Here is an 18,215-nt window from a genome sequence, read left to right on the forward strand (position 1 = left end):
GCTGGGGGAGGGTTCAAAGCAGATCCTCGATGCCGATGGGCAGCTTGCGGATGCGGCGTCCGGTGGCGTGGTGGATGGCGTTGGCGATGGCCGCGGCGGCGCCGACCTGGCCGACCTCGCCGACGCCCTTGACGCCGAGGGGGTTGACGATCTTGTCGTCCACTTCGACGAGTTCAACCTCCACCTCGGGCGCGTCGGCGTTGACCGGTACGAGGTAGTCGCCGAGGCTCGAGGCGACCCAGCGGCCGCGGCGCGGATCCATGTAGTTGGCTTCGAGGAGGGCCTGGCCCAGGCCCCAGAGCATCCCGCCCATCAGCTGGCTGCGGGCCGTCTTGGGGTTGAGGACCCGGCCGGGCGCGAAGGCACCGACCATGCGGCGGACCCGGGCGAGGCCGAGGTCCGGGTCGACGGCCACCTCGGCGAACTGGGCGCCGAACGCCATCATTCCGTAGCGGGTGCTCTCGGGGGACGGGGACCAGGAGCCGGCCGCTTCGACGTCGGGCAGGAAGTTGCGGTGCAGCAGATCGCCGTAGCTTTCCCCGGTCCCGGGGGCGTCGCGCAGCATCATGCGGCCGTCTCGTACGGCGATGGTGGCGGGATCGGCGCCGTGGAGGGGGGACTGGGCATCCGCGACGGCCTGGGCGATGAGCTGGTTGCGCAGATTGGTGGCCGCGGTGTGGACGGCGGCGCTGATCATTCCGGCTCCCGAGGAGCCGACCGCCGCGGCGATGGTGGGAAGGGTGGTGTCACCGCCCTCGAAGCGGCAGCGCTCGAAGGGGAGGCCGAGGGCGTCGGCGGTCACCTGGGTCATGACGGTGGCGACGCCGGTGCCGAAGTCGGGTGTGGCGGCCTGGACGACGGCGGTGCCGTCGGAGTACAGACGGGCCCGCGCGCGTTGGGGGTTGTTCGGGCCGTAGACGGGATAGCCCGCGGTGGCCATGCCGTAGCCGATGAGCCACTTGCCGTCGCGGTGGGAGCGGGGTTCGGCGGTGCGCCGGTGCCAGCCGAAGCGTTCGGCGCCGCGCTGGTAGCACTCCTTGAGTCCGGTGCTGGACCAGGGGTTGCCGGTGGTGGGGTCGGCGTCGGTGTAGTTGCGCAGGCGCAGTTCGATCGGGTCGATGCCCAGTTGGTGGGCCAGGTCGTCCATCGAGCTTTCGAGCGCGAACATGCCGGTCGCCTCGCCGGGGGCCCGCATGAAGGTGGGAGTCATGGTGTGGGCGCGGATCAGCCGGTACACGCCCTCGTAGTTCGGGCAGGCGTAGATCTGCGAGGCGACGCCGAGGGAGGGCTCGGCCCAGTTGTCGAAGTGCGAGGTGGGCGAGAGTTTGTGGTGCCGCAGCGCGGTGAGCCGGCCCTCCTTGTCCGCGCCCAGTGTGAGCCGCTGCTCCTGTTCCTCCCGGTGGCCGACGGACGTGAACATCTGCTCACGGGTGAGGGCGAGTTTGACGGGGCGTCCGACCTGGCGGGCGGCGAGCGCGGCCAGCGCGGGATGCGCCCAGATCATGGCCTTGCAGCCGAAGCTGCCGCCGACGTAGTGGGACAGGACGCGCACCTTGGAGGGCGTCAGGCCGAGCAGCGCCGCGACGGTGAGCTGGGTGGCCGCCACCCCCTGCGTGGCGTCGTAGAGGGTGAGCTGGTCACCGTCCCAGGACGCGGTGGTGGCCGACGGCTCGATGGGGTTGTGGTGGTTCGCGGCATAGGTGTAGGTGGCGTCGATGCGTACCTCGGCCTGCGCCAGTCCGGCCTCGATGTCGCCGCGTTCGCTCCGGCCGGGGACGAAGCCCCCGAAGATCGCCTCGGGCTCGTACGCCGCCTCCCGCGCCTGGTCGAGCGTCGTGACCGCGGGCTTCTCCTGGTAGGAGACACGGATCAGCGCGCCCGCGTGCTGGGCGCGTTCCAGGGTGTCGGCGACCACGATGGCGACGGGCTGTCCCGTGTAGTGCACGACCTCGCTCTGGAGGGGGAAGAAGGTCTGGCCGGGGGCGGGCATGCCGGCGAGGGAAGGCAGCAGCGGGGGCTGGGCGGCGGCCTTGGGCAGGTTCTCGTGGGTGAGGATGGCAAGCACGCCGTCGGCCTGCAGGGCCTCGGCGGTGTCGATGCCGGTGATCCGGCCGTTCGCCACGCGCGCGCCGACCAGGACGGCATACGCCATGTTGCCGAGCAGCATGTCCGCGGAGTAGTGCGCGCCACCGGTGACCTTGTGGCGGCCGTCCACCCGGTCGGTGGGCTGCCCGATCGCGAGGGTCGAAGTGGTCATGACCGGCCCTCCCTGGTGGTGAGGGTCTCCAGAGCCCGGACCACGGTCCGCTGGGCCAGCTCGGCCTTGAAGGCGTTGAGCGGCGTGGTGCGGGCGGGGGCGAGTTCCTCGCGGGCCGCCCGTTGGAAGATCTCGGTGTTGGCGGGTGCCCCGCGCAGCACCTCCTCCGCCCGGTGGGCCCGCCACGGCTTGGTGGCGATGCCGCCCAGGGCGAGCCGTACGTCGCTGATGACACCGTCCTCCAAGGTCACCGCGGCGGCGACGGAGGACAGGGCGAACTCGTACGATTCGCGGTCGCGGACCTTCAGGTACAGGGACGTACGGGCCGTGAGCGTGCCGGGGACCTCGATTCCCACCACCAGCTCACCGTGTTCCAGCGGGTGCTCCAGGTGGGGGGTGCCGCCGGGCAGCAGGAAGAAATCGTCGATCGGGTAGACCTGGCGGCCGTGCGGGCCCTCCGTATGGATACGGGCCGCCAGGGCCATCAGCGGTACGGCGACGTCCGACGGGTGGGTGGCGATGCAGTGATCGCTGACGCCGAGAACGGCGTGGCCGCGGTTGAAGCCGTCGAGGGCGCTGCAGCCGCTGCCCGGGTCACGCTTGTTGCACGGTGACGTCGCGTCGCGGAAGTAGCCGCAGCGCACCCGCTGCATCATGTTGCCGCCCATGCTGGCCATATGGCGCAGCTGCGCGGAGGCGCCGAGCACGAGCGCCTGGGCGACCATGGGGTAGCGCTCCCGTACGGCGGCGGCCTCGGCCACGTCGCTCATCCGGGCCAGGGCGCCGATGTACAGGCCGCCGTCGGGACGGTCCTCGATCTGGGTGAGGGGCAGGTCGTTGATGTCCACGAGCCGGCGCGGCAGCAGCACGTTCTGCCGCAGCAGGTCGACCTCGGTGGTCCCGCCGGCCAGGAAGTCGCTGGTGGGGTCGGCGGCGACGGCGGCGACCGCGTCGGCGACGGCGCTGGCGCGGGAGTAACTGATGGGCCGCACTACGGGTCTCCTCAGGTCTGGTCGCGGACCGTACGGACGGCGGCCCGGATGTGGGGGTAAGCGGCGCAGCGGCAGATGTTGCCGCTCATCCACTCGCTGATCTCGGCGTCGTCGGAGGCATGTCCCTCTTTGAGCAGGGCCACCGCGGACATGATCTGGCCGGGGGTGCAGTAGCCGCACTGGAAGGCGTCCTGCTCGATGAAGGCGCTTTGCATGGCGTGCAGTTCGTCGCCCTCGGCCAGGCCCTCGATGGTGGTCACCTCGTGCCCTTCGCAGGTGATCGCCAGCGTGAGGCAGGCCAGCACGCGCCGCCCGTCGACCCACACCGTGCAGGCACCGCACGTGCCCTGGTCACACCCTTTCTTCGCACCCGTCATGTCCAGGCGTTCACGCAACGCGTCCAGGAGGCTCACCCGCGGCTCGACCTCGAAGGCGTGGTCGGTCCCGTTGACCGACAGGGTGATCTTCACCGGGTCGGGGCCGCGCTCCCGGAGAACGGCGGCTGTGGGCGCCCGGGACGGGATGTGGGGAGCGGACACTGGCGGACCTCCTCTGGCGGGGCTTTTCATCCTGTTTCATCGGAAAGGTGACCGCGACTCGGGGTGCCGGATCCCCGCCGTACCGCCGCCGTGGAGTCCCCTCCTCCGCCGGCCGCAGGCTCCGCCATGACGCGAACCCTGCGCACACCCTCCGATGGACCGGCACCGACTGCACCGCGTCCCGTCCGGAGGTAGGACGGAGACGACGGGTGCGGCGGTGGGAGGAGTGGCCCGGGATGAACGTCGTCGTCGATCTCAATCGGTGTCAGGGCTACGCGCAGTGCGCGTTCCTCGCCCCCCAGGTGTTCACGATGCATGGCGAGGAGGCCCTGATGTACACCCCGGTCGTCCCCAAAGGGCAGCACGAACGGGTGCGCCGGGCCGCGGCGGCATGCCCGGTGCAGGCGATCCTCGTGGGGGAGGAGGCGGGTGTCGGTGGGCGGTGAACCACGTGACCGGTGAACCACGTGACGGCCGGATCGTCATCGTCGGCGCGTCTCTCGCCGGGCTGCGGGCCGCGGAGACGCTGCGTGCGGAGGGGTTCGCCGGCACGCTGCCCCTGGTCGGGGAGGAGCCGTATCCCCCTTATGACAGGCCGCCGTTGTCCAAGCAGGTGCTGCTCGGGAAGGTACCCGCGCAGCACACCGGGCTGCCGCAGCGCCGTGCGGTGGACGCGCAGTGGAAGATCGGCGTGCGGGCCACCGGACTCGACCCGGTCGGCAAGCGGGTACTCCTCGCCGATGGCGAGGAGGTGCCCTTCGACCGGCTGCTGATCGCCACCGGAACCCGCGCCCGGCCCTGGCCGGACCCGGCCGAGGCCGCCCTGGACGGGGTGTTCACCCTGCGGACGAGCGACGACGCGGCCCGTCTGGCCGAGCGCCTCGACGCCGGGCCGCGGCGGGTCCTGGTCATCGGCGCCGGCTTCACCGGTTCGGAGATCGCCTCCGCCTGCCGGGAGCGCGGCGTGGCGGTGACGGTCGCGGAGCGGGGTCCGGCGCCTCTGGTCGGCGCGCTGGGCGGAACGCTGGGCGCCCTCGCCGCGACGTTGCAGCGCGCGCACGGGGTCGATCTGCGCTGCGGGGTCACGGTCACCGCCCTGGAGGGCAACGGGCGGCTCACCGGTGCGCGGTTCTCCGACGGCACACGGGTCGACACCGACATCGCGGTGGTCGCGCTGGGTGCGGTCCGTAACACCGAGTGGCTGGCCGAATCGGGGCTCGCGGCCGGCCCGCGCGGGGTGACCTGCGACGCCGGATGCCGGGCCTTCGACATGTACGGGATCGTCACCGACGACATCTTCGCGGCCGGCGATGTGGCCCGCTTCCCGCACCCGCTTTTCGAGTACCAGCTGCTCTCTCTGGAGCACTGGGGCAACGCGGTCGCGCAGGCCGACGTCGCGGCCCACAACATGGTCAGCCCCGGCCCGCGCAGACGCCCGCACCTGACCGTACCGGCCTTCTGGTCGAGCCAGTTCGGCCTCAACATCAAGTCTGTCGGCGTGCCCACTTCTCCGACCAGGTGGTCATCGCCCAGGGCGCGGTGGAAGAAGCGCGTCTGGTCGCTGTCTACGGCTACCAGGGGCGTGTCACCGCGGCGGTGAGCGTGAACCAGGCCAAGTCGCTGGAGTACTACGCGCGCATGATCGAGACGGCGGCGCCGTTCCCGCCCGGACCGGGAGCCGCCGACCAGATCGAGGCCCTCGCCCCCGTCCCCTCCGACGTACCGGACCCGCAGGTGCTCTCGCACGGTCCGACCGTCGCCCTCACCGGCCACCTGCCGGACCGGCGCCTGAAGCTGGTGCACCCGGCCCGCTGAGGCCCGTCACTCCCTAGCGATGCAGAGCGATGAGGAGCCCCCGCCCATGGCCGCGGACACTGCGGACACCCTGTTCCACCGGATCACCGACTACGCCGGCCGCCCCGACCCCTATCCGCTCTACGCCGAGCTGCGCGAGGTGGGAGTGGCACGGCAGGAGGACGGCAGCTACCTGGTCGGCACGTACCACGAGATCACGGCTCTGCTCCACGACCCGCGGATCAGTTCCGACCGCCGCAACCGCAGTGCACCGGAAGAGGTCGCGGCCGCGAGCGCACTGCCGCCGTCCTTCATCGGGCTCGACGACCCCGCACACCACCGGCTGCGCAGCCTGGCCATGCGCCCCTTCGGTCCACCGCACACCCCGGGCCGGATCGACGCCATGCACGGCGAGATGACCCGGATCGTCCAGGACCTCCTCAACGACTGCCGGGACAAGGACCGCATCGATGTCGTCGACGACTTCGCCTACCCGCTCCCCGTCACCGCCATCTGCCATCTGCTGGGCGTACCGACCGAGGACCAGCCGCAGTTCAGCCAGTGGGCGGACGCCATCGTCGCCGGTTTCGACCCCACCCCGGGCGAGGACCCCAAGGAGCGGGAACACGCGGCCCAGGAGGCCCGCCAGGCGATGGGGCTGTATCTGGGCGGGCTCGCCGACCAGCGCCGTACCCGCCCGTCGGACGACATGCTCTCCGCGTTCGCCGCCGGCCCCGGCGAGGGCACCGACGATCGGCTCACACCGCTGGAGATCATGACCAACTCGGTCCTGCTGCTCATCGCCGGGCACGAGACGACCGTCAACCTGATCACCAACGGAGTCCTCACCCTGCTGCGCCACGCTGAGCAGCTGGCGCGGCTGCGCGAGGACCCCGCACTGATGCCGACGGCCGTCGAGGAACTGCTGCGCTACGAGCCGCCCGTCCAGATGCTGCCGCAGCGCACCCCGCTGGTCGACATCGAGGTCGCCGGCGTCACCATCCCCAAGGGAGCCCCCCTCATCCTGGTGCTCGCCTCCGGCAACCGCGACCCCCAGCGGTTCCGCGACCCCGACCGCTTCGACCCGACCCGCGAGGACAACCAGCACCTCGGCTTCGGCGGCGGCATCCACAGCTGCTTCGGCGCACCACTCGCCCGCCTGGAAACCGAGATCGCCCTGACCGCGCTCCTTCAGCACCTCCACCAGCCCCGCCTGGTCGAGGACCCGCCCCCGTACCGGCGCAGCCCCGTACTTCGCGGGCCGCGCCACTTGCTCGTCGAGGAAGGACAGGCGGGCGGGTGAAGGAGGAATCGCGGTGGCGCCCGGGCGTGCGGCTCAGGCGGCAGGTACGGGGAAGAGCATGCAGCTGCTGGTGGCGTGGGCGAGCAGGCGGTCCGAGGCGTCGACCAGCTGGGCCTGGGCGAGCGCGGTGCGGCGGCCGCTGCTGACGACGGTGCCCACGGCGCGGACCGTGCCCGTGTCGACGGTGATCGGACGCAGGAACTTCACGGTCAGGTCGAGCGAGGTGTACGCCATGCCCTGGGGCAGCGTGGACTGCACGGCGCATCCCGCCGCCGAGTCGAGCAGGATGGCGTAGATCCCGCCGTGCACGCTGCCGATGGGGTTGTAGTGCTCCTCGCCCGGCACCAGCGAGAACACCGCGCGTCCGTGCTCGGCCCCTTCGAAGGCGAAGTCCACGGTCGCGCCGATCGGGGGACCGGGCAGGCGTCCGGAGGCGATCTCCCGCAGGAACTCCAGGCCCGTGCGCTGCCCGACGGCGGCCGCCGAGATCGCGGGGTCCGCCCACTCGTATGTGCGTGACCTTCCCATGGTGCTGCGCCTCCTCGTTCCCATCTGACTTCGTCAAATGAAGCTAGCTGGGGCCGAAGCTAGCTGTGCGCGCAGCTGACTGTCAATGACGAAGCCAGAGGGCCTATCCTGGCGGCATGAGCGGGAGGAGCGGCATCATGAGCCGGATGAGCGGCATGAAGTGGCTCGAGATGAGCACGGAGAACTGTTCGGTCCAGCGCACGCTCGACGTGGTCGGCGAGAAGTGGACGCTGCTGATCCTGCGCGATGCCGTCAACGGGGTCCGGCGCTTCGACGACTTCCGCCGCCATGTGGGACTTTCGGAGGCGGTCCTGTCCGACCGGCTCCGCAAGCTGGTGGCGGCCGGAATCCTGAAGACCGTCCCCTACCAGGACCCGGGCAGCCGCACTCGCAACGAGTACCGCCTGACGGACAAGGGCTGGGACCTGTGGCCCGTGCTGGTGGCGCTGAGGCAGTGGGGCGAGAAGCACACCGCCGACCCCAAGGGCCCGGTCCTCGACATCCGCCACAGTGCGTGCGGCGCCCCGGTGAGCGTCGTTGTCGAGTGCTCCGGCGACCACGCCGCCCTCACCCCGGCTGAGGTCACGGTCCGCCCCGGGCCCGCGGCCCGGCCGCGGACCTGAGCGCGCGGCCGGTGCGGGGACGGATCCCGGCATGACCCTTTTGGTCGGAACCTCCGGCTGGCAGTACAAGGACTGGCGCGGCGTCCTCTACCCGCAGGACCGGCCGCAGCGGCGGTGGCTCGAGGAGTACGCGCGGCAGTTCGCCACCGTCGAGAGCAATGCCGCCTTCTACCGGCTGCCGGAGGAGAAGACCTTCGCGGACTGGCGGGACCGGACCCCGGACGGGTTTGTGATGGCCGTCAAGGCCAGCCGCTATCTGACGCACATCAAGCGGCTGCACGCGCCGGAGGAGCCGGTCGGGCGCCTGATGTCCCACGCCGCCTCCCTCGGGCCCCGGCTCGGCCCCGTCCTGCTCCAGCTGCCGCCCACGCTGCCCGTGGACGCCGGGTTGCTGGATGCCTGCCTCGGCTGCTTCCCCGCCGGGACGCGCGTCGCCGTCGAGCCTCGCCACGACTCGTGGTGGACCGCGCAGATCCGTACGGTGCTGGAGCGTCGGGGCGCCGCGCTGTGCTGGGCGGACCGGGGATCCCGGCCCGTGACGCCGCTCTGGCGGACCACCGATTGGGGGTATCTGCGCTTCCATGGGGGCCGCGCGGAACCCTGGCCGCGCTACGGACGGCAGGCCCTCGCCACCTGGACGCGGCGGATCGCCGACACCTGGCCGGACCGGGCCGACGTCTACACGTACTTCAACAACGACCCGGGCGGGGCGGCCGTCCTCGACGCCACCCACTTCGCCCGCGTCGCGGCGGACGCGGGCCGTTCCGTGAGCCGTACGCCGTCCGGAGCGACGAGCCAGGGATGACGTGCCGCCCGCGCAGCTGTACCTCCGGGCGCGCCAACTCTTCGACATCGTAAAGGGGTTGGGTCCCGGCGCCGGACGGGTGGCCCAGCACCGTGCCCGTTTCAGGAGGGCGGACTGCCCGCGCCGCTGCTCTTGGCGCGCGGAGTGCCGTTCGGCGAGCCGGTGTACTGGGCGGCCTGGGTCGCGTAGAGGGAGCGGTAGTGGCCGTCGTCGAGGGCCATGAGCTGCTGGTGGGTGCCGTGTTCGGTGAGGCGGCCGTGCTCGAGGACGTAGATCAGATCGGCGGTCGCGGTGGCGGCGAGCCGGTGGGTGATCAGGAGCACGGTGGTGCCCTGGTCGGCGAGGGTGCGCAGGGCCTGGAACGCTTCGATCTCTGCTTTGGGGTCCAGCGCGGAGGTGGGCTCGTCCACGATCAGCAGCGGGGCGGCACGGTAGCGGGCCCGGGCGCTGCCGAGGCGCTGCCATTGGCCGCCGGAGAGCTGGGTGCCGCGTTCGAAGCCCTTCATGACGAGGCTGTCCCAGCCGTGCGGCAGAGAGGCGATGACATCGGCGATGTCCGCGTCGGCGGCGGCCCGGTCGATGCGGCACTGATCGAGGGGCTGGTCGCTGCGGCCGATGTGGACATTGGCGCGGGCGGTCATGGGCCAGTGCGGGAAGTCCTGGCCCAGCAGGGCGACTTGGTCGAAGACCGCTTCCCGGTCGGCATCGCGGATGTCGGCCCCGTTCCACAGGAGGCGTCCGGCGGTGGGCAGATAGAGGCCGGCGATGAGCTTGGCCAAGGTGGACTTGCCCGAACCGTTCTCCCCCACGAGGGCGACGACCGCGCCGCGGGGAATGGTCAGATCCACCCCGCGCAGCGCGGGAGCGGTGGCGCCGGGGTAAGTGAAGGAGACCTGCTCCAGCCGGACTTCCTTCAGGGCGTCCGGAAGGAGCGACCCGCCGGAGGGGATGGCGTGCCGTTGGGCGGTGGTGCAGGCGTCTTCCCAATCCTTGAGGTACATGGCTTCCTGGTAGAGGCGGTTGAGCTGCATGACCACGGACATCAGGCCGGCGCTGGAGGAGCGTACGGCGATCACCGCGGTCCCGGCCACGGCCAGCGGCATCCCGCCACTGGTCAGCAGCCACCACAGCACGCCGTACGCGGCCAGGGACGCCAGCCCCGAACCGGTCGAGGCGACAGTCTGGATGGCAGCCTCGGCACGGGCCAGCCGCCGCTGCTCGCCCTCCATGGTCTTGGCCATGTCCTCGTACGAGGTGACCAGCAGGCGGCCGGCCCCGTGCGCGCGGATCTCGGCGGCGCACCCGTGGTCGGTGAGCTTTTCGGTGATGATGGCGATGGCGCGGCGGTGTTCGAGCCAGGCGTGGCTCGACTCGTACCGGCGGCGGGCGGAGAGCACCGCGCCCCATCCCTTGGGAGCGGCGATCAGCAGCAGCGTGCAGACGAGCAGCGGATGCAGCAGGAGCAGGACTCCGGCCGCGGCGACCAGGCTGATCAGCGCGTTGAGGACCAGAACGGAGGAGCTCAGCATCATACGGATCGAGTCGGTACCGAACTTTCCGGCATCCAGCGTGCGATGGATCTGCTGGTCCTCGAGAGCGGCGAGCTCCACCCGGACCATGCCCCGGTAGAACCGGGCCGTACAGACCCGCTCGATCTTGGGCTCCAGCTGCCCGGAGGCCGCCGTCGACAGCGCCGCCAGCAACGCGAGCAGCATGGAGACCGCAGCCATGGCTGCCAGGGCGGGCAGCGCCTGGCGCAGGCGGGTGGGCGTGGGCCCCGCCGCAAACAGCGCCACCAGCACCTTGTTGGTGGCCAGCAGGGCGAAGGCCCGCATGAGGCCCTGCCCGAGTTCGGCCGCCAGCAACGTCACCAGCGCTCGTGGGTCCTCGCGCCAGGCGGCCTTGGCCACGGCGCCGATCATCTGCGGCAGGTGCCGGGCCATCGCCCACAGGCTCATCCGCAGCAGTGGCAGCTCATGCCGCACGTACGGCGTGTCGTAGCGCAGGGCACCGCCGAACAGCAGTTGTTCGCTGGCGGAGAGGGGCAGCTTGGTACGGGCGCGGCCCCGCCGGAGCCTCGTCCGGGCGGGCTGCTCGGTCTGTTTCACGGGTGGGTTCCCCCTTCGAGGGCCGCAGCACGGCCCGTGGCATCGGGACAGAGCGCGGTGGCCGGGCCCCTCAGGCCACCAGCAGCGCCGTATGCCAGGGGGAGGCACAGCCGCCGTTGGCGTAGGCGTGCAGGGCAAGAGCGATGCCGGCGCTGCCGTCGAGGAACCCGGCGCGATGGGGAGCCTGCCGGAGTCCGGCGCTCAACTGCGGTCGTTCATAGCGGTATCCGAAGGGGAGGTCGGGATCGTAGGCCGCCAGGAGGGAGGAGGCCAGCGTCGGCAGCCGTTCGGCCGGCCGGGGGTCGTCGCCGTCCCGTGCCATCAGGCCGACGATGTGCAGCAGCCCGGCCCAGCCGTGGCACACCGAGCTGTCGGTGACGGTGTGCAGCGACTGCTCAAGTGCCGTGCCCACGGCGTCCGTTGCATGGGCCTGCCAGTCCACGCGGTCCAGGGCGGTGCCCGCGAGCTGGAGCGCCCGGGCGGTGCCGGGCGTCCCGTAGCACCAGGCGGTCATTTGTGTGTGGCCGGCGTGCGGGTCCTGTTCGCCGACGAGCGCGTCGAAGCTGATCACCCCGGGCCACAGCCCCTGCTCGGTCCGGCCGGACACCAGGAAATCGGCGATCCGGGTGAGGGCCGTCCGCTGCCCCGGGACGCGTACGCCCGCCTGCCAGGCGAGCGAGAGGAGCGCGAGGGGGCCGCTGATGCCGTGCGCCAGACCGAGGTTGACGTGTCCGCGCGGGAACTGCGGCCCGTGGCCCGGCTCCAGGGGAACCCACCAGCCGGGCACCTGGTGGCCGTGTGCCTCCACCGGATCGGTCAGGCGCACCAGATAGGACAGGATGTCGGCGAGCTGGTCCCGGTGGCGTTCGCCGCGCAGCAGCAGGTAGCGGCCGAGTCCGGTGGCACCGGCGACGACGTCATAGCTGCGCATCTGCACGCCTGCCTGCCGGGCGGCCAGCCGTGCCGCCTCCGCGGCGAGCAGGGTGCGCAGCTGGGCGGTCACCCGGGCGTCGAGGGAAGCCAGCAGGCCGGCGTAGTCGTCCTCGCCGTGCCGGGCCGCGTACGCCGCGAACGCCAGGGAGGCGGCGCCGCCGAACAGGCCCGGTACCGGCGGCGCGCCCAGGCCTTGGACGGCGGCTGCCAGGTGGGCGTGCGCAGCCTCCCGGAACCGCGGGTCGTCGTGGGACAGCTCGGCGAACAGCAGCGCGGTACCGGCGTGGGCCTCGCCGAGCCCCAGCGTGCCCCAGGGCGGCTGCGCCGATGGCATACCGGGCAGGTGCTCGACGTTGTCCGCGGCCGTCGCGGCGGCCGCCACCCGCCGCGGATCGATGAGCCGTTCGGCGAGGCCGGCCACGATGTCGCGGACCTGCGCGGCGGTCACCTCGGGGTGGTCGGTGGCGGCCTCGGTGGGGGTGCTCATGAGCTGCTCCTGATGCGGTCTCGATGGGCCTGCAGGGCGCCGCGCAGGAGGGCGGCCGCGGCCTGTTCGGTCTGTGGGTTGATGCCGGTGAGACGGTTGCAGTGCATGTGCAGCAGAGACAGGAGCACCTGCGTGGGCGGTGCCTCTGCGCGGTCGCCGAGCGCGCGCAGGGTGTGCGCGTAGTCGGTCAGGGCTGCCGCGCGGGCTCGCCAGGAGGCACGCAGTTCCTCGCCCCCGGGCCGGTCCCGCAGGCCCTCCCCGTCGCCGTACGGGTCCACCAGCGCCAGGGCCTCGCGTCGGCGCTTCTGGAACGCCTGGTGCATCTCGCCGCGCGGGATGCCGTCGAGCACGCGTCGCACCCAGGCCGGCTCGCGGTCATCCGGCTCGCCGTCGTCCGAACTGCCGTCGTCCGGACCGTAGTACGCGGTCCAGAAGGTCCGTGCGAGGTGTGCCTGGCCGAGCGCCGCCACCATGACCGGTTCCAGCCGGAGACGGCCGGCCTCGCGCAGCTTCAGCGCCTCGATGACCGCCAGGCTGTCGGTGTGGAAGACGCGTTCGGCCGCCGCGATGGCCTCCGGTCCGCCGTAGCGCTCGAGCTCGGGAACGTAGGTGGCCAGTCCGCAGCCCCGGATCAGCCGGTCGGTGCGAAGGGTGTGGGCCCAGCGGTGCAGCCTGGGCAGCAGCTGGGCCGCCAGCGCGTCGGGCGTGCCGTGGAACCGCAGCCGGAGGTGGTCGTCCGGAGAGCGGTAGCGGATGAAGAACCAGCGGTCCACCTCCTCGGGCAGGTCGGCGAGCAGCTCGTCCAGGTGGCGGACGAGCAGGTCGTCCTGCCTGGCGGGGGTGCAGTCCACCGTGGCGTACAGCCACTCGCCGCCCGGCAGATGCTCGGCGCCCTGCGGCCGTCGCGGAGCCGGCCGGAGGGCCGTGGGGCGTACGGGTTTCGGGCGTACGGGCGTGGGGCGTACGGCTTCCGGGCGGCCGGGGCCGGAGTGCCGATCGGCGGGCGGCACCGCGGTGGGCCGTGCCACCAGGGGGATCACCAGCTCGTTGCGGTGCGGGCCCTCCGGGCCCGTCAGCCACCCCGACCCCGTCCCCTCGGCGTCCGGCCGCTCCAGCACCTGGGTCTGCGGCCGCCGCTTCCACTCGTGGCGCAGCAGGCGCAGATGGAGCGGCCGGGTCAGGTCGAGCTCGAGCCGCTGGTCGGCGTGGACCAAGCAGATCTGTGCGGGCACCCGCCAGCGGGTACGCCACTTCTGCACGGCCTCGGCCCATTCGGGAAACGGCGCGTCCTGATCCTGGACCGCTTCGGTCGGGCGCCATCGCGCCAGGCTGAGGACGGCGCGCCCGTAGCGGACGCGGGGCACGTACGGCAGATGGTCGGCCCGGCCCCACTCCCAGGAGTGCACGCCCCGGACCCCGTCGCGGCCGATCTGCTCCAGAAACCGTGCCGCGTTGGGGGCCAGCGTCCGCATATTGAGCTTGTGCAGGACGGTCGGCCGCACCTCCCGGCCGCCGGCGGTTTCGACGACCAGCAGCCGGTGCGGGTCGGCGCGGACCGCGAGGTCCTCCAGGGCCAGCGTTCCGGGCTCGGCGGTGTCGGCGAACACCCCGACCGGCACGCTGTGTTCCAGCCATCGGGGCACCTGAACGACGTTGTCCCCGCGGCCGTGGCGGGCCTGGAAGACGAGCTGGGCGTGGAGTGCGTCCGGCGGTGTCTTCCCGTCTGGTGTCTCCTCGTCGCCGGTGGCCCGGGCCAGCGCGGTCAGGGAGGGTTGCAGCTCTTCGGGGAGCAGATAGGCAAACCGGCCGAAGGTCGCGGCGGCCGGACCGGCCGAGCCGCCCATGACGACCAGCCGGAACGCGCCCTCGCGCAGCGCATCCACCGACGGCGCAAGGACGCGCGTGAACAGCTCGATCGATGGCGCTCGCCGGCCCTGCGTCCGGGCGAGCCGGGAGACCAGCGGGTGGTCTTCGTCGAGCACCACCTCCTCGGCGCCGGAGAGCAGCGCCTCCTGGGCGAGTTCCGTCATGAGCCGGTCCCGGTCGGTCATTGTGGGGGACGGCGTTGGGGAAGGGCGCGTGCCGGGCGGCTGCTCGTAGCCGGCGGGTGCCCCCAGACCCGCGTCGGGATCGAGCACCTCGGTCACCGGCACGGCCCGCCCCACGCCGTAGCGCTCGACGAACTCCGCGTGGTAGCGGTCGAGCACGAGGGAGTCGGACCCTTCCGGGGCCATCCGCCACAGCAGATCCGCGGCCCGTTCGGCCTCGGCCGCCACCTCGGGGGGCAGCCACACGTCCGCGTCCATCGCCAGGTCCACCTGGACGCCCCGCTGCGCGGGTTGCAGGCGGTGCATCCGGGCGGTGACCTCGCACCAGGCGGCCTGGCCGGCTCCGAGTGGCTGCGCGGTGTAGGCGGCGAGGGACTCCGTCACGCCACGCAACTCCGCCAGTTCGGGGAGCGCCGACGCGGGCACCGCGGCGAGCGCGTCCCTCACATGCGCCGCCGCGTCGGCGGCCTCCGCCGGCGGACGGAGGCCGGTGAGCAGCATCTCCTTGCGCACCAGGTCGGCGAGCAGACGGCCGATGGCTCCGTCGGGAGCGGAGGGAAACCGCTCGGCCAGGTGTTTCTCGAGCTCGGGGTAGGGCAAAGGCGTACGGACGGCGTCCAGCGCGGCACGTACCGCCGGGGTGTGGCGCACACTGACCTCGCGCACGGTGTCGGTGGCGTCGACCCCCAGATCCGGCAGGTAGGAGAGCGTGAGGCGGTCGCCGCGCACCCGGCACAGATTGTTGGCCGTCAGCCGAAGGTGGCACAGCACCTCAGGACGGCAGGCCCAGGGAGCCGTCAGCGCGGAGACCCAACTCCTCTCCAGCCGGACCGACTTATGCTGCGCTGCCCCCAGGCGTGCCCGGACGGCCTCCGGAGCGTCGGCGAACCGCGCCACCGCCACCCCGGCCATCAGACCGAACGGAGTGCAGCGCGTCGCCATGCGCAGTTGATAGGAACTGAGCGCGCGGACGGCGCGTCGGATGGTGGCGATGCCGTTTTTCTTTCCCCGCAGGATCTCGTCCCAGCGCCGGGCCAGCGGCGGACTGGAAATCTCCACCGCTTCTTTCAGTAGGTTATTGGCGGCAAGCCGGCGAATGTATTCGATACTCTCTCGCGCTTCGTCCGTGCTGCCCTCCACGATATCGGCACGGGTTGCCTCGGAATATCGCTCGGGAAGTGTGGGGATACGCAGCAGAGCAAAACCTGTGCAGGAGTACGAAAGGTTATTGTCCACGGAGACTTTTCTCTGGTTTCTGGACGTCATTCGGAACTCCCCTCCCGGCCCTGGCCAGGAGGGAAGTCGCTTACCGCGTTAAGCTGACCTGCCTGGTGTCAGCAGCCGGCGATGGTGCAGCAGTCGCCGGTGCACTCGTTGCTGCACAGCGTCGGGATGCCGCTGCTGAGGACGCTGGAATTCGCCTCTTCGGTCGGGTCGGCGATCTCGCGGATGTCGAGGTCAAAAATGTCCTGCGAGTTCTTCGGTGCGGGCATGACTGCTCCTTGTCCGGATTCCGGTGGAAGTGCGAACCGATAGGGAATCGGTCGAGAAAGGATCGTCACATGACTGGCGAGTGGGCCACAAGATGGAATAAGGGGATAATATTATTTATTCACTTGTTTTGGCCCATATTTGCCGCAGGCCGGTCGGAGTCACCCGCCGTGGCGCACCGTCATATTCAGGCTGGGGTATGCCGGGCGACACTTGACGCCGGCCTCGTTTCCCCTGGTCGGCGAGGGTTCGAAGCCGCTTGGTCCCGACGGGGAATCCGGTTCGCTCTTTGTCTTGATCCGTTCGGAATGCGTCGCCGTGGCCCGGGCGGGCTTGCGCGGCGTGCGGCGACGAGGGGCCCGTACACACGATCACCGTGGAGCACCTGACGCACCGTCCGGCGGGCACGGGACAGGTAACCTCGTCCCTACCGGGCCGCGCCCACCAGGCATAACGCCCATGCGTCAATTCCAGAAAGACCCCCCTCATGATCTTCATCACCGTGAAATTCACCGTCCGCCCCGAGCACAGCGACAACTGGCTCGACCTCGTCGACGACTTCACCCGGGCCACCCGCAGCGAGCCGGGCAACCTGTTCTTCGAGTGGTCCCGCAGCGTCGCTGACCCGCACCAGTTCGTGCTGGTCGAGGCGTTCCGCGACGGTGAAGCGGGCAAGGAGCACGTGGAGTCCGAGCACTTCAAGACCGCGATGGACGCGATGTCGTACGCGGTCGTCGACCGGCCGCAGATCGTCAGCACCGAGATCCCCGACATGGACGGCTGGGGTGAGATGGGCGAGATCACGCCCCGCAATCCGCAGTGAGACCCATGAGGGGAGGGTGCGCCTGACTTGGGCTCAGCGCGCCCTCTCGTACACCGTCACCCGGCGTCCCCCGGTCTCGGCGGACGCGGTGACGGTGAAGTGCCGGGCGAGGACGGCACGTTTCGCACGGTCGCGGGGCGTCGGCGGCACGGGGGAGTCGTCGAGGTCACTGACGGCGACGATGCGCCGGTGCGCCAGCATGGCGGCCCGTATGCGTGCGGGGGTGGCCTCGATGCCGAACAGGGTCCCGGAGGCCACCGGGCTCTCGGCCAGCGCGAGATCGTCGAGTCCGTGGAACGCGGCGGGCGTGACGAGTGCGGCGTCCCGCCGCTGGTCGGGCAGGTACACGATGCCGTCCCCCGAGCGGCCGAGCGCCGCGACCTCGTCGGCCGTCACCCGCACATCGTCCGTCCGGCTCGCCGGGGCGCGCAGATGCAGTTCCAAGGGCAGCAGCGCCACGAACACGACCGCCACGACCCCGGCGAGCAGCGCCTCGCCCCGTACCCGCTCCCACCTGCGCCCCCGGCTCCGGCCGTGCGACAGAACCGCCTGCACCGCCCAGGCGACAGCGGGACCGACGAGCAGCGCCACGCCTATGTAGGCGAAGAGCACATAGCGGTCGACGTAGACCGGCTCGATGAGCCAGGAGGCGAGCAGCAGCCCGAGTTCCGGGACGGCGATCAGCGGCAGCCCCACCGAAACCGGCGAGAGCGCCGTACGTGCGCGATGTGGCACCCGGGCACACACCAGGGCGACCACCAGCATCGCGGTCACCCCCAGCAGGCTGGCGGCCGAGGCGGGCTGTATCCACGCCACCTGACCCGCCTGCGGACGGCTGGCGAGAACGATCGGCAGCGTCCCCGGCACGATCACCATGACGGACGCCAACCACCGTGCCGGCAACCGGTGTTGACCGGCGCGCCAGGCGATCACGACGATCAGACCGTGGGCCGCCAGCGCAAAGAGCGAGAACCAGTTGAGCAGCGTGGTGGTGAGCATGACCGCGGCGTAGCCGCCCCAGCGCCACCCCCACGCGGCCCGCCACCCGCGCCCGTCCTGCGCACGCGCCGTCCCCGCCGGGCACACCGCGCCCACCAGCAGCCAGGTTGCTACCGCCACCCCCGCCACCACCAGCGCGAAGGAGCGCCCCTCCTGCGCGTACCGCTGCATCACCGGCAGCAGGGCCAGCACCAGCCCGGCGGAGAGGCCGCCCAGGGGCCCGGCGAGCCTGCGGCCGGTCGCCGCGGTGGCGGCTGCGGCGACGATCGCGGCCAGTACCGAAGGCAGCCGCAGCGCCGCCAGGTTCGCTCCGAAGACCTCGAACACGGTGTGTATCAGCAGGTAGTAGAGCCCGTGGACGACATCCACGTGCCCGACCAGGTGCCAGATCTCGGGCAGGGACCGCCGGGCCACTTCCCACGTCGCCGCCTCGTCCCGCCACAGGGCGCCCTGACGGGCCAGCCCCCACAGCCCCAGTGCGAGCG

14 protein-coding genes and 1 pseudogene are annotated in these 18,215 nt (G+C 71.7%); 6 read left to right on the top strand and 9 right to left on the bottom strand.

Features of this window, described 5'->3' with window-relative positions; genetic code table 11:
* Window positions 1-13 precede the first annotated feature (13 nt).
* Genes AB0D04_RS35035 through AB0D04_RS35045 form a run of 3 tightly spaced genes read right to left on the bottom strand, consistent with a single transcriptional unit; the run spans window position 14 to window position 3,773 of the window.
* Entirely contained in the window at window positions 14-2,257 is a 2,244-nt protein-coding gene (locus AB0D04_RS35035) for a xanthine dehydrogenase family protein molybdopterin-binding subunit (RefSeq protein ID WP_362711434.1), read from the bottom strand.
* Window positions 2,254-3,249 carry a xanthine dehydrogenase family protein subunit M gene (locus AB0D04_RS35040; protein WP_362711435.1) on the bottom strand — a complete coding sequence of 332 codons (996 nt, stop codon included), beginning with the start codon at window positions 3,247-3,249 and terminating at the stop codon, window positions 2,254-2,256. Before AB0D04_RS35040 ends, AB0D04_RS35035 begins: the two co-directional genes overlap by 4 nt.
* An 11-nt stretch (window positions 3,250-3,260) precedes the next feature.
* Entirely contained in the window at window positions 3,261-3,773 is a 513-nt protein-coding gene (locus AB0D04_RS35045; protein ID WP_362711446.1) for a (2Fe-2S)-binding protein, read from the bottom strand.
* Window positions 3,774-4,024: 251 nt separating this feature from the next.
* On the opposite strand from AB0D04_RS35045, the gene AB0D04_RS35050 reads away from it, so the two are divergent.
* The 3 genes and pseudogenes from AB0D04_RS35050 to AB0D04_RS35060 all read left to right on the top strand — a co-directional run bounded on the left by AB0D04_RS35050 (window position 4,025) and on the right by AB0D04_RS35060 (window position 6,885).
* Window positions 4,025-4,234 (top strand): ferredoxin, encoded by a 210-nt coding sequence (locus AB0D04_RS35050; protein ID WP_362711436.1) that lies wholly within the window; start codon window positions 4,025-4,027, stop codon window positions 4,232-4,234.
* A gap of 5 nt (window positions 4,235-4,239) precedes the next feature.
* Window positions 4,240-5,603, top strand: a pseudogene (locus tag AB0D04_RS35055) (FAD-dependent oxidoreductase).
* A gap of 46 nt (window positions 5,604-5,649) precedes the next feature.
* Window positions 5,650-6,885, top strand: coding sequence for a cytochrome P450 (locus tag AB0D04_RS35060; protein WP_362711437.1), 1,236 nt, complete (start codon window positions 5,650-5,652; stop codon window positions 6,883-6,885).
* Window positions 6,886-6,918: 33 nt separating this feature from the next.
* On the opposite strand, the gene AB0D04_RS35065 is transcribed toward AB0D04_RS35060, so the two are convergent.
* Window positions 6,919-7,413, bottom strand: coding sequence for a PaaI family thioesterase (locus AB0D04_RS35065; RefSeq protein WP_362711438.1), 495 nt, complete (start codon window positions 7,411-7,413; stop codon window positions 6,919-6,921).
* A gap of 155 nt (window positions 7,414-7,568) precedes the next feature.
* On the opposite strand from AB0D04_RS35065, the gene AB0D04_RS35070 reads away from it, so the two are divergent.
* Entirely contained in the window at window positions 7,569-8,036 is a 468-nt protein-coding gene (locus AB0D04_RS35070; protein WP_362711447.1) for a helix-turn-helix domain-containing protein, read from the top strand.
* 31 nt (window positions 8,037-8,067) lie between these two features.
* Window positions 8,068-8,841, top strand: coding sequence for a DUF72 domain-containing protein (locus AB0D04_RS35075; RefSeq protein WP_362711439.1), 774 nt, complete (start codon window positions 8,068-8,070; stop codon window positions 8,839-8,841).
* A 101-nt stretch (window positions 8,842-8,942) separates the two neighbouring features.
* Here the strand turns inward: AB0D04_RS35075 and AB0D04_RS35080 are convergent, their stop codons facing one another.
* From AB0D04_RS35080 to AB0D04_RS35095, 4 genes are all read right to left on the bottom strand, one after another.
* Window positions 8,943-10,949: an ABC transporter ATP-binding protein gene (locus AB0D04_RS35080; protein WP_362711440.1), complete on the bottom strand. Its 2,007-nt coding sequence runs from the start codon at window positions 10,947-10,949 to the stop codon at window positions 8,943-8,945.
* Window positions 10,950-11,019: 70 nt separating this feature from the next.
* Entirely contained in the window at window positions 11,020-12,369 is a 1,350-nt protein-coding gene (locus tag AB0D04_RS35085; RefSeq protein ID WP_362711441.1) for a lanthionine synthetase C family protein, read from the bottom strand.
* Entirely contained in the window at window positions 12,366-15,683 is a 3,318-nt protein-coding gene (locus tag AB0D04_RS35090) for a lantibiotic dehydratase (RefSeq protein WP_362711442.1), read from the bottom strand. Before AB0D04_RS35090 ends, AB0D04_RS35085 begins: the two co-directional genes overlap by 4 nt.
* Window positions 15,684-15,751: 68 nt before the next feature.
* Window positions 15,752-15,910: a hypothetical protein gene (locus AB0D04_RS35095; protein ID WP_362711443.1), complete on the bottom strand. Its 159-nt coding sequence runs from the start codon at window positions 15,908-15,910 to the stop codon at window positions 15,752-15,754.
* 485 nt (window positions 15,911-16,395) lie between these two features.
* On the opposite strand from AB0D04_RS35095, the gene AB0D04_RS35100 reads away from it, so the two are divergent.
* The gene (locus AB0D04_RS35100) at window positions 16,396-16,731 is read left to right on the top strand and encodes a putative quinol monooxygenase (protein ID WP_362711444.1); all 336 of its coding nucleotides are present in this window, start codon (window positions 16,396-16,398) and stop codon (window positions 16,729-16,731) included.
* A 33-nt stretch (window positions 16,732-16,764) separates the two neighbouring features.
* Here the strand turns inward: AB0D04_RS35100 and AB0D04_RS35105 are convergent.
* Window positions 16,765-18,215: hypothetical protein (locus AB0D04_RS35105; RefSeq protein ID WP_362711445.1), on the bottom strand; the 1,451-nt coding region annotated here is incomplete at its 5' end.

It is taken from the genome of Streptomyces sp. NPDC048483, assembly GCF_040651455.1.
GTDB lineage: Bacteria > Actinomycetota > Actinomycetes > Streptomycetales > Streptomycetaceae > Streptomyces.